Annotated in this window: 9 protein-coding genes; 5 read left to right on the forward strand and 4 right to left on the reverse strand. The window is 66.8% G+C overall.

The annotated features are described in order from the left end of the window. Positions 1-59 precede the first annotated feature (59 nt). Entirely contained in the window at positions 60-518 is a 459-nt protein-coding gene (locus H0B43_RS21660) for a hypothetical protein (RefSeq protein WP_185729856.1), read from the reverse strand. A 348-nt stretch (positions 519-866) separates the two neighbouring features. Here H0B43_RS21660 and H0B43_RS21665 point away from each other — a divergent pair, with 348 nt between their 5' ends. The 5 genes from H0B43_RS21665 (at position 867) to H0B43_RS21685 (ending at position 8,163) form a co-directional block, all read left to right on the forward strand. Beyond that, positions 867-2,216 carry a hypothetical protein gene (locus H0B43_RS21665; protein ID WP_185729855.1) on the forward strand — a complete coding sequence of 450 codons (1,350 nt, stop codon included), beginning with the start codon at positions 867-869 and terminating at the stop codon, positions 2,214-2,216. Beyond that, entirely contained in the window at positions 2,216-3,235 is a 1,020-nt protein-coding gene (locus H0B43_RS21670) for a glutamate ABC transporter substrate-binding protein (RefSeq protein ID WP_185726066.1), read from the forward strand. The genes H0B43_RS21665 and H0B43_RS21670 overlap by 1 nt, the downstream gene beginning before the upstream one ends. A gap of 387 nt (positions 3,236-3,622) precedes the next feature. Next, positions 3,623-4,732: a ring-opening amidohydrolase gene (locus H0B43_RS21675; RefSeq protein ID WP_185726065.1), complete on the forward strand. Its 1,110-nt coding sequence runs from the start codon at positions 3,623-3,625 to the stop codon at positions 4,730-4,732. Positions 4,733-4,891: 159 nt separating this feature from the next. Further along, entirely contained in the window at positions 4,892-6,397 is a 1,506-nt protein-coding gene (locus tag H0B43_RS21680; protein ID WP_397517454.1) for an amidase, read from the forward strand. Between the two features lie 92 nt (positions 6,398-6,489). Continuing rightward, positions 6,490-8,163: a PucR family transcriptional regulator ligand-binding domain-containing protein gene (locus H0B43_RS21685; protein ID WP_252189738.1), complete on the forward strand. Its 1,674-nt coding sequence runs from the start codon at positions 6,490-6,492 to the stop codon at positions 8,161-8,163. 477 nt (positions 8,164-8,640) lie between these two features. Here H0B43_RS21685 and H0B43_RS21690 read toward each other — a convergent pair whose 3' ends face one another. Genes H0B43_RS21690 through H0B43_RS21700 form a run of 3 tightly spaced genes read right to left on the reverse strand, consistent with a single transcriptional unit; the run spans position 8,641 to position 11,730 of the window. Next, positions 8,641-9,852: a CoA transferase gene (locus H0B43_RS21690; RefSeq protein ID WP_185726064.1), complete on the reverse strand. Its 1,212-nt coding sequence runs from the start codon at positions 9,850-9,852 to the stop codon at positions 8,641-8,643. A gap of 25 nt (positions 9,853-9,877) precedes the next feature. Beyond that, on the reverse strand, positions 9,878-10,885 hold the full coding sequence (locus H0B43_RS21695) for a MaoC family dehydratase (RefSeq protein ID WP_185726063.1): 1,008 nt from the start codon (positions 10,883-10,885) through the stop codon (positions 9,878-9,880). After that, positions 10,882-11,730, reverse strand: coding sequence for a CoA ester lyase (locus H0B43_RS21700; RefSeq protein ID WP_185726062.1), 849 nt, complete (start codon positions 11,728-11,730; stop codon positions 10,882-10,884). The genes H0B43_RS21695 and H0B43_RS21700 overlap by 4 nt, the downstream gene beginning before the upstream one ends. Positions 11,731-11,826 lie beyond the last annotated feature (96 nt).

Genomic DNA, 11,826 nt, shown 5'->3' on the forward strand with positions numbered 1-11,826 from the left:
GCGCCCGATGTCACACTGGTTCAGTTCGACTGCGCCGGTGTGACATCGGGCGAGGGCCATCAGCCGAAGTGCCGCGCCAGACGGCGATGCCGGTGCCCGAAGAACGCACCGAGGACGCGCGTGAGCACCGGCGTCAGCGGCACCAGCGGAAGTCTCGGCTCGAACGTGATCCGGTCGTGGACGCCCGTGGTCCCGTCGTCGAAGGGTCGCAGCGTGCGTTCGTGCTCCCACCGGCGCATGCTGAGCATCGTCGACTTCTCGTGGAACCGCAGACCCGGTTCCAGCTCGGCGATGGTGAGGTCGTCGTAGTCGAACGGGACGAGCCCGAACAACCGCAGCCACGCCCGCCCGAGCGGCTGCCCTACCGCAACGGTATCGATGGTGATCGACTCCCGACCGCGCGGAATGCTCATCGTCATCCACGGGCGCATCTCGTCGTTGATGCCCTCGGGATCCACGACCCTGGCCCACACCTGTCCGATCGGCGCCCCGACGACCGAGTTGCGTTCGATGATCACCACCTCATCATCCTCGGGCCGCACGACGGTGAGCTACGGGTTGCCCCGCCGAGCGCGGGCGGGGAACCCACGCTCGACGTCACTGCCCCTACCGAAGCAGCCCGAGGCCGGTGCGCAGTTCTTCCTCGAGGAGTTGGGCCTGTTCCCAGGCCGCGAAGTGGCCGCCCTTGTCGCGCTTGTTGTAGTGGACCAGTTTGGGATACGCCGGCTCTGTATCGCCGCACCCCAGCCGGTGCCCTGTCCTTCGGAGTGGGTCCGTCGAACGGCTCCGCCGGTGCACACTTGAGGCAAGCCACGCGGTCCGGATCGGTGCTCACCGGAACCTCGGAGGCGATGCAGGAGGACCGGATGTTCCACCGCGGCGACCACGTCGTCACCGAAACCGCGACACTCGACGAGGACCTGCTCGTCGAGTCCGAAGCCCGCCACCGTCCGTGGGTCGAATTTCTCGCATCCACGCCCGGCCGGCTGACGGTGTTGGGGATCGTGCTCATTGCCGTCGTCATCGCTGCGGGCGCGATCACGTCGGCGGCGGTCGGCGCGCGGCAACAGCGCGTCGAGACACTGCGCACCCACACCGAGCCTCTGGCGAACGCCGCGCAGGCCCTGTACAGCTCGCTGTCGATCGCCGATGCCGCAGCCACCACGTCCTTCGTCTCCGGCAACGGTGCCAACTCGGCTGCCGGCGCGGAGCAGTTCACCCAGGCGGTCGGAGACGCGTCGAACGCGCTGGTCACAGCGACGAACGGGGTGTCGTCGCAGGACGCCGATTCGCTGGCCCTGTTGTCGGACGTGGTGCGGAACCTCGCCGAGTACTTCAACCTCGTCGCCACGGCTCAGGCGAACGACCGGTCCGGTAACCCGGTGGGTGTGGCGTATCTGTCCGACGCGTCCGCGCTCATGCAGAACACCATCCTCCCGTTGGCGGAGCGGCTCTACGTCCATCAGGCCGAGGCGGTCGCCGAGACCCAGACGCACACGGCTCAACTGCCCGCGACCGCCTTCACGGTCACCGCGGCCGCCCTCGTCGTCCTCGTTCTCTCCCAGCTGTATCTCGTACGGAAGAGCAAGCGCCGGTTCAATCCCGGACTCGCTGTCGCCTCCCTGCTCATGGCCGGCCTCCTGCTGTGGCTGATCGTGGCCAGTCTGGTGTCGACGTCGGCGAGCGAGCACGCGAGGACGGAAGGAACGCAACCCATCGACATGATCGCCCGCGCCCGGATCCTGGCGCAGCAGGCCCGCGCCGACGAAACCCTCGCCATCGTGCAACGCGGATCCGACACCCAGTCGGAGATCGACTACGTGCAACACTCCCAGGCGCTGTCCGACGAACTCACCCGGCAGCGGGACAGTGCGCACGGTCGCGATGCCGCCGCTCACATCGGCGACGCCGGGACGGCTTTCGACGGCTGGCGGGCCGCGCATCGGGATATCGAGATCGCACTCGAGCGCGGTGACTACCCGACCGCCGAGTCGATCGCCGCCGGATCGGGCACCGGCACATCGGCGGCGCAATTTGCCGCTCTCGACGAGGCCCTCCGCAACGCGATCGACCAACTCCGCGCCGACGAGGCCGACGCCGTGTCGAATGTCTATCGATCAATGTCGGCACTGGCCATCGGTAGCATGGTTATCGGCGTATCCTGCGGATTCGCTGTCGGCGGAGGTATCTGGCCGAGACTGAACGAGTACCACTGATGACGCAGACGAGGCATTCGCGACCGGGGGCGAGACCAGGTGCCCGGCATCTCGTCGGCGTGCTCGCCGTCGCCGTCCTCGCCGGCTGCGCCGCACCCGACCCGCTCACCCCGACCGTCACGGGCACGTACACCACCCGGCCGATGACGAACGGGGCACAGATCATCCCACCCGGCACTCCGCCCCCCGAGTCACCACCGCCCGAGTCGTGCGGGGCGCTCGCGAGCCTGCGGCCCGGCCCGCAACCCCCGCCGGGGCAGATGCCGCCCGGTGGGTCGTTGGCCGAGATCGCGGCGCGCGGCCGGTTGATCGTCGGCGTCGACCAGAACACGAACCCGTTCAGCTTCCGCGACCCGACCACGGGGACCCTGCAAGGCTTCGACATCGACACGGCGAAGGAGATCGCCGGGGACATCTTCGGCGATCCGAACCGGGTCGAGTTCCGCCTGCTCACCTCCGCCGGCCGGTTCACCGCGCTCGAGCACAACGACGTCGACCTCGTCGTTCATGCCACCGCGATCACCTGCGAACGCGCCCAACGCGTCGGCTTCTCCACCGAGTACTTCCGCGCCTTCCAGCGCATTCTCGTCCCGCTGGGCTCCGACATCACCGGACCGGCGGACCTGGCCGGAAAACGGGTCTGCACCTTTATCGACACCACCTCGCTGCCCACCCTCCAACGAGTGGCGCCGGACGCCACGATCGTCGCGGTCCCCGATTGGGACGACTGCCTCGTCACCATGCAGAAACGGCAGGCCGACGCGACCAGCACGTCCGACTCACTCCTTGCCGGGCTCGTGTCTCAGGACCCGAATTTTCAGATCGTGGGTCCACCGATGGAGGGAGAAGAGCACTGGGGAATCGGTGTCAACAAGTACAAGGACGACCTGATTCGGTTCGTCAACGGCACCCTCGACCGCATGCGCGCGGACGGCACCTGGATGCGCTTCTACGACCGGTGGCTGGCCGGATCACTCGGGCCGATCGCGGGCCCACCCCCCGCAACCTATCGGGATTGAGACGACGACCTCGTCCGTGCGACAACGGCGCCTGCAACCTACGCCGCATGACCCGTTGCTTCGGCCTGCCGACCGAGGCGGAGCGTCGACGACTCTCCGGGGCGCACGGCGCTGTCACCAGCTGCGCTGGTCAAATGTGCCCAATGGGATCGTGGGTTTGGGCAAACATTGCCAGTGCTCGAAGATGCTCGTCCTCATAGCGTGGGCGGCGTGAGAGTTGTGATCGGGTTCCCGGCGATCCGCACGATAGGTGGTGACTTCCGGCGAGGCGGTGATCATCGACGCCGAAGTCGAAGACCCGCATGCCGATTCGTCGAGATCGGGCGGACGGGTGGTCGTCACCGCCTGATCTTTCCACCCTGCTAGCCCCACCCAGAGGAGATGTCAATGCCCGAAGCAATCGAGGTCCGCAAGGTTCCGCTGCACAGCGTTTCCGACGCCAGCGAACTGGCAAAGCTCATCGACGACGGCGCGCTCGAAGCGGACCGTGTCGTCGCAGTCATCGGCAAGACCGAGGGCAACGGCGGCGTCAACGATTACACACGCATCATCGCGGACCGGGCCTTCCGTGAGGTCCTCTCCGCCAGGGGCAGCCGCAGCCTGGACGAGGTGGCCCAGGTGCCCATTGTCTGGTCCGGCGGTACCGACGGTGTGATCAGCCCGCACGCCACGATCTTCGCAACCGTGCCGGCGGGAAAGGCGACGAAGACCGATGAGCCGCGACTGACCGTCGGTGTCTCGATGAGTGAGCAGCTCCTGCCCGAAGACATCGGTCGCACGCCGATGATCACGAAGGTGGCGGCGGCGGTGAAGATGGCAATGGACAATGCCGGCATCACCGACCCCGCCGACGTGCACTACGTGCAGACGAAGACGCCGTTGCTGACGATCCACACCATCCGAGACGCCAAGAGCCGCGGCGAGACGGTGTGGACCGAGCAAACGCACGAGTCGATGGACCTGTCGAACGGCTGTACGGCACTGGGGATTGCCGTCGCGCTCGGCGAGATCGAAATGCCGAGCGACGCTGATGTCATGCACCGCCGCGACCTCTTCTCGTCGGTTGCATCCTGTTCGTCGGGTGTCGAGTTGGACAGGGCTCAGATCGTTGTCGTGGGAAACGCGCGCGGTGTCGGCGGCCGCTACCGGATCGGGCACAGCGTGATGAAGGATCCGCTCGATCAGGACGGCATCTGGGCCGCGATCCGGGATGCGGGACTCGAGCTGCCCGAGCGGCCCCACACGAGCGACCTGGACGGCCAGCTCGTCAACGTCTTCCTCAAGTGCGAAGCGAGTCAGGACGGGACGGTACGTAACCGCCGCAACGCGATGCTCGACGACTCGGATGTGCACTGGCACCGCCAGATCAAGTCCTGCGTGGGCGGTGTCGCGTCGTCGGTTACGGGTGACCCGGCGGTATTCGTGTCTGTGTCGGCTGCACACCAGGGGCCGGAGGGCGGCGGCCCCGTTGCCGCCATCGTCGACCTCGGCCAATAGTTCTCGGTCACAACGTGAATGAGGCAGCGCCGCGGCCGGAAGCCGGACCGCGGCGCATCCTCGACCGCACCAACCGCCGACTTGACCGATGCAACGGTCAGAGTTCGTGCACATCGGCGTTCGCCGGTATTCGTTCGGAAACCGTGGAGAGGTTCACCAGTGACACACGTCATCGACCCCGTCAACGCAGGCGAGTCCGGCAACACTCGCCTGGGACCTTCGTGCCGGCCGCACGAATACGAAGAGCTCGTCATGTGTGATGCATTGACGCTCAGCGGTTTGATCAAGAGACGCGAGGTGTCGTGCGTCGACGTCATGACTGCCTATCTCGACCACATCGAATTGCACAATCGCAGTGTCAACGCCATCGTTGCCCTGCGTGACCGGGACGAGTTGCTGACCGAAGCGCGCGAGCGGGACCGCCAGCTGGCCGACGGGCAATACCGTGGCTGGATGCACGGGTTCCCGCACGCAGTCAAGGACCTCTCCGCGGTCGAGGGACTGCCGTTCACCTCCGGATCGCCCATCTTCGCCGACCGGATCGCCGACGCGGACGACCTGTTCGTCACCCGGATCAAGGCGGCCGGTGCCATCATTATCGGCAAGACCAATACCCCCGAGTTCGGGCTCGGGTCCCAGACGTACAACCCCGTATGGGGCACGACGGCGACACCGTACGACACCTCACGGACCGCCGGTGGAAGTAGCGGCGGTGCTGCTGCGGCCCTGGCGTTGCGGATGGTCCCGGTCGCCGATGGCAGTGATTACATGGGCTCACTGCGAAATCCGCCAGCCTTCAATAATGTTGTGGGATTTCGCCCTTCGTGGGGTCGCATTCCAGAGTCCGGCTTCATCGCTCAGGGCGCGGTTGTCGGTCCGATGGGACGGTCGGTGGCAGATGTGGCGCACCTTCTGTCCACGATGGCAGGCCCCGACGCCAACGCCCCGCTCGGCATCGACGAGGACCCCGAGGTATTCACCCGGAGCCTCGAGCGGGACTTCCGCGGGACTCGGATCGCGTGGGTGGGTGACTGGGGCGGGTACCTGGCGACCGAACCCGGGGTCCTCGAGCTGTGCGAGTCCTCATTCGATGCGTTCCGGAACATCGGTTGCGGCGTCGAGGCGGCGCTCCCCGACTACAAGCCCGAAGACATCTGGCAGCTTTTTCTGCGATGGCGCTGGTGGGCGCAACTCGGCTTGTCCGACCTCTACGACGACCCGCAGACACGCGAGCAGATGAAGCCCGAATTCGTGTGGGAGATGGAGCACGGACGCGCACTCTCCGCGCTCGACATCACCAAAGCTGCTGCGGCCCGGAACGACTGGCAGACGGCCGTCACCAAGATGTTCGAAACCTATGACTACATCCTCGCGCCCAGTGCCCAGGTGTTTCCGTTCGACAAGGCCACACACTGGCCTGCAACGATCGCCGGCCGGCCCATGGATACATATCACCGATGGATGGAAACCGTCGCACCGTGGACGATGACGAGCCTCCCGGTTGCTGCGATGCCGGTCGGTTTCGATGACCGCCGGCTCCCCATGGGAATCCAGATCATCGGACGACACGGCGCAGACCGAGCTGTTCTCCAACTTTCCTACGCGTACGAGCAGGCAACGAAGTGGGTGGAGCGTGTGCTTCCGCCCGCGCTCCTCTCGAGCTGAGCCGGACTGTGGACGCAGCTGCCGGATCGTCGTCGGAGTACGGTTTGCTCCTGAAACATGATGCCAACAAGGAGCACTCGCATAAACGTGACTTGCCGGCACCCGCTGGCTACGCGCTGACGATTCGGGAGCTGCTGACCCTGCCCAGCCTGGCCGGCTCGCAGCTGATCGCGGGGGCCCGCGGCCTGGAGCAGATCGTTCTCCGAGTCAACGTCATCGAGGTGCCGGACATACTGCCGTGGGTAAAGCCGAACGAGCTGTTGCTCACCACCGGGTTCCCTCTGCGACATGCCGACTCGGGTGAGCCGTTCGATCCCGGGGCTCTGGTCGAACTCATCGAAGGCCTCGCCCAGCGCGGCGCGGCAGCGCTCGGTGTGAAGGAGGGCCGGTACCTCGGCGATCTTCCCGCCGCGATGCTCGAGGCATCTGACCGTCTCGACGTTCCGCTGTTTCTCATCCCACACGACATCGGATTCGACGAGGTGATGTCGGAGGTGTTCGCACACCTCGTCGATCGTCAGGCATTCGCCCTCGACGTTGCGGACCGCATGCACCGTGCCTTGACCAAGATCGTCCTCGAAGGCGGCGATCTGCCGCAGATAGCGGACGAGGTCGCCGTGCTGTTCGACGCCGCGGTGCTCATCTGCACGCCCGACGGGCGAGTGAACGCGACCGCTGGTGCGACGGCCGCACTGCAGGCGCTGGAGGGGTTGCCGCTGTTCGACCCGACCGGCCGACTTCGTACCGAGCGACTGCACCACGGCCTGCAGTCGGCGCCGGGCACCGAGGCAGGCCAGATCGCCGTCGCACCCGTTTGCGCCGGCGGGACCGACCACGGCGCCATCGTCGCCTTCGTGGGAGACGGCGGATTGGGCCCCGTCACGATGCAAGCACTGGAGCGTGCCGCAACCGTTGTTGCGTTGGCGGTTACCAAGCAGCTCGCGGTGTCGGCGGTCGAATCGAAGTTTCATGGCGACTTCCTGCGCGATGTTCTCAACGGGACCGCGGGGACGACTGCCCAGATCATGGAGCATTGCGCGCAGCTCGAATGGGACCTGAACCGCAGCATGGTGGTCGTCGTCGCGGAGCTCGACCCGGACGCCGCTCCCGCCGACCGTGCGACACGTCCGCCGGCCGCCGGAAGATTGCCGCAACAGCGGCTCACAGCTGCCTGGCAGCAGGTGGTGCGTCGCAGGGACCGGCGTGCCCCAGTAGTTGGCTTCAGTCATGAAGTGGTGGCGTTGATGCCGGTGGGCGACAACGATGCACGAATCGTCATCGACGATCTGATCGCGGCCGTGACCGGTGACCGTGGAGGCGGCAGGCATTCGTTCTGCACCGGAATAAGTCGCGTCATCGGCTCCGTGGCCGACATTCCGCAAGCGTACGATCAAGCACGAATCGCAGTGACGGTTGTACGGCGCATGCGCGGGAACGGTTCTGTCGCACACTTCGACAGCTTGGGCGTCCACAGACTGCTCTCGCTGGTCGACGACAGCGCTGAACTCCAAGCGTTCGCCACCGAGATCCTCGGTTCACTGGCCGGCGACACCGACGAGATGATCGATCTCCGCCAGACGCTGCAGGAACTCCTGAACACCAACTGCAACGTCGCCGAAACTGCACGCGTTCTGCATTTCCACTACAACACGCTGCGCTACCGGATCGGTAAGTTGGAGAGCATCGTCGGCCCGTTCACGACAGATCCGATTCTTCGCCTGGATGTGGCGCTTGCATTGCGGGTAGTGGAGATGGAGGGTCTCTAGGGCACCGGCGATACTTGCTCAACCAGCTGGAGATTTTGGTAGGGGTTCACCATCTTTGCAGCCGGGCATCGATGGAACACTCAGTGAAGCCGGCGGGAATACCCTACCCGCCCCGCAAGCTAGGTGTTCGCCCTGACCGTCCACTGCCCTGTGATAGGAAAGCAATGAACGCTCTGCTCTACGTCGGCATTGTGCTTCTCATTGTCTCGAACATACTGATTCCCCCGTCGCTCCTGCGATTCCGCAACGGCACCAGCCGGTTTCTCAGCTGGTCCGTCATCCTGCCATTGGCAGGGTCGGCGGCGATGATGGTATGCGCACTGACCTCCACGGACGCTTCGGTTGGACAACGGTGGGCTACCGCGCTTGCCGGTGTTCTCTGCGGCGGCGTCTTGGCTGCGACCATTGCTCTACTGGTCAGACCTCGATCCGCCGAATCACATTGAGAAAGTGACAGTCTCGGGAGTCGACTCCGCGTCACTTCCCCCCGACGATGCCGGTGTCCAGGAGTTTGGCAATGTCGGAGTCGGAGCTGCCGAGGAGGTCTCGGAGCACGCTGCGGGTGTCGTCGCCGACTGCGGCGGCGGGGGTGACTGTGGGGTGGTGGCCGTCGAACGATGCGGGATGTCCGGAGGCAAGGTAGGTGCCGATGCGTGGCTGATCGAGGGGGGCGAACATCGGGTTCTTCTCGAGTTCGCCGGACTTCACGACTTCCTCGAAGGTGCGGTAGCGCTCGGCGAGCACGGACGTCTTCGAGAGTGCCTCGGCCACTTCGGTTGCGGTGTGTTCGCGGAACCAGCGGGCGAACAGGGCGGTGAGGACGTCGCGGTGGGTGAAGCGATCGGTCTCGCGGGCGAAGTCGGCGTCGAGTGCGGCGGCCAGTGCCTCGACGGGGGCGGTGGTTCCGGTGACGGCGACCAGGTCGCGGAAATGGCGGGGCGTGAGGGCCACGATCATGAATCGTTCGCCGTCGCTGGTGGTGAAATCCGTTCCGTACGTGCCGTAGACGGAGTTTCCGGTCGCCGGCCGTCCGCTGCCGTTGATCTGGACTTCGGTGAGGTAGCCGAGTGTACCGGCGGTGGCGAGCGCGACGTCTTCGAGCGGCAGGCGGATGTGGGTACCCTCGCCGGTGCCGTCGCGGTGCCGGACGGCGGCGGCGACGGCCAGTGCGGCATACAGCCCACACACCACGTCCCACGCGGGGAGGACGTGGTTGACGACGCCGGCATGATCGGTGGGACCGGTGATGGACGGGAAACCGAGCCCCGCGTTGACGGTGTAGTCGACGGCGGGGGAACCGTCGGTGCCACCGAGGACTTCGAGGGTGATGACGTCCGAGCGCAGGGCCCTGAGCGCGTCGTGGGCGAGCCAGTTCCGACCACCGGAGTTGGTGACGAGAATTCCGCCGCCCGCACCGGGGGCCGCGACCAGTTGCTGGACCAGTCGCTGCCCCTCGGGGCTGCGCATGTCGACGGCCACGGACCGCTTGCCGCGGTTGAGACCGGTCCAGTAGATGCTCTCACCGTCACTCGTGACCGGCCAGCGTTTGTAGCAGGCGGACCCGCCGATGGGGTCGACCCGGATCACCTCGGCCCCCAGCTGGGAGAGCGTCAGCCCGCACAGGGGGGAGGCGACGAAACTGGAGACCTCGACGATGCGGAGTCCGGCAAGGGGGGTGTGGGCGGTCACGAGAGATGCTCCTTGGTTGTGGCGGTCAGGCCATGAGGGCGGTGAAACGCCAGTCGAGGACGGGAACGTCGGACGCGGAGGCGTTGTACGCGAACACGAGTGAACGCAGGTGCAGTACTCCGCCGCCGCCCGGCAACGCCTCGGCGCTCTCGACCTCGAGTTCGCTGGTGAGGGTGTCGCCTTCGTGGACGGGCCCGGTGTGGTCGCACGACTTCCAGCCCAGAACGGTCACGAGGTTGGGCAGGGCGCGCGTGGCCTGACCGAGCGCGATGCCGATGGTGTGCCCGCCGTAGACGAGCCGTCCGTCCGCGCCGACGCGTTCGTCGTGGTGGGTGGCGGCGATGTTGAGGGTGAGGCGCGCCAGTTCGGGGGCGTTCGAGACCACGTCGCCGCTGCTCCGCAGGACGGTGCCGGCGAGGTCGGCCGAGAAGTGTTGTCCGGGAACCTTGTCGCGGTAGCGGGCGAGGTCCCAGCCTTCCGGCGCGGCGAAGGACTGCTGCGTCTGCGGACCGATGGCGGACAGGTCGTCGGACTTGCGGACACGGTCCTCGTCGGGGTTCTCGCTCAACGGGAGCATGGCGCAGCGGTAGAAGTCGAGGACGGTGCGGCCGTCCTGGTCGGTGGACGTCATCCGCAGTGCCGCCAGGCCGGTGGGTTTGCGTCCGGGTTTGGCCGAATTCTCCCGCAGGCCCACCACTTCGGTGCGCGTGTACAGCGTGTCGCCGAGGTGGGGGAAGTGATGGAAGCGGAGACCGCGGTAGAAGAGGTTGGCCTTCACATGGTGGGTGGCCAGCGTGGACTGCCCGATGGCGACGTCGCAGACGAGACCCGGATTCGCGACGGCGTCCCCGGATCCGGTCACGGCCCGGGACAGATGCGCGTCGAGGGGCAGGCGCAGGCGGTCACCGAGGATGGCTTGATGGGTCGCGGCGAGACCGCTGGTCAGGGTGACGGCGGGTGCGGTGTCGAAGACGTCGCCGACCTCGAGTTCGTCGAAGTACGGTCCGCCGACATATGTCTGGGTGATCGTCACTTGCCACCTACCTGAGCCAGGATTCGCCGGGCCGCCACTGCCACGGCCTCGTCGAGCATCTGTCCGTCGAGTTGAGCGGCGCCGTTTCCGGCGGCGTCCGCCGCGGCGAGTGCGTCGATCACGCGTCGCGCTTCCTCGACGGCCGTGTCGGTGGGAGTGAACGCCGCGGCGGCCGACTCGACCTGGGCGGGGTGGATGACCCATTTCCCGTCGAAGCCGAGCGCGCTGGTCCAGGCCGCCGAGTGCCGGAAGGCGTCGTCGTCGGCGATGCCGAGGAACGGGCCGTCGACTGCCTGGATGCCGGCCGCGCGGGCGGCGACGAGGACGGCGTCCTGGATCGCGAGCCAGTGCTCGGGCAGGGCGGTGCGGGACCGGCCGAGCGCCGCGCCGAGATCCGCGTAGCCGATGACGACGGACTCGAGCCGGGTGATGGCCCGGGTGATGTCGCCGATGTTCTGCACCCCGACCGGGGTCTCGACGAGAGCCTGGACCCCGATGTCGGTGCCGGCGAGAACCTGATCGGCATGAGCGAGATCGTGTGCCGTCTCCGTCTTGGGAAGCACGACGGACGTGAGCGCGCCACCGAGCGAGGCGCACAGCGCGAGGTCGTCCTCGGCCCACGGGGTGGTCAGCGCGTTGATGCGAACCGAGACGGGGCGGGAGCCGTCCGACTCGAGCACGAGACGGCGCACGAGGTCGCGGGCATCGGCCTTCTTCGCGGGCGCGACCGCGTCCTCGAGGTCGAGAACCACCTCGTCGGCGGTCGACCGGAGCGCCTTGAGGGCCTTGCGCTCGTCGGATCCGGGGGCCACCAGAACGGCGCGCCTGCGGGTGAGGTTCTGCACGATGCTTCATTCCTAGGGTCCGGGAGCCCGGGTCGGGCTGGATATGTACGGCCAGCCGGATGCGGCTGCGCTGCTGATGCTGGCAGCGGATCAGGG

Origin of the sequence: Rhodococcus sp. 4CII (assembly GCF_014256275.1) — a bacterium.
Taxonomy (GTDB): Bacteria; Actinomycetota; Actinomycetes; order Mycobacteriales; family Mycobacteriaceae; genus Rhodococcus_F; species Rhodococcus_F wratislaviensis_A.

Excerpts from the sequence above, each read along its gene's own strand:
- H0B43_RS21665 (WP_185729855.1), top strand. The coding sequence starts at position 867 with ATGTTCCACCGCGGCGACCACGTCGTCACCGAAACCGCGACACTCGAC.
- H0B43_RS21670 (WP_185726066.1), top strand. The coding sequence starts at position 2,216 with ATGACGCAGACGAGGCATTCGCGACCGGGGGCGAGACCAGGTGCCCGG.
- H0B43_RS21675 (WP_185726065.1), top strand. The coding sequence starts at position 3,623 with ATGCCCGAAGCAATCGAGGTCCGCAAGGTTCCGCTGCACAGCGTTTCC.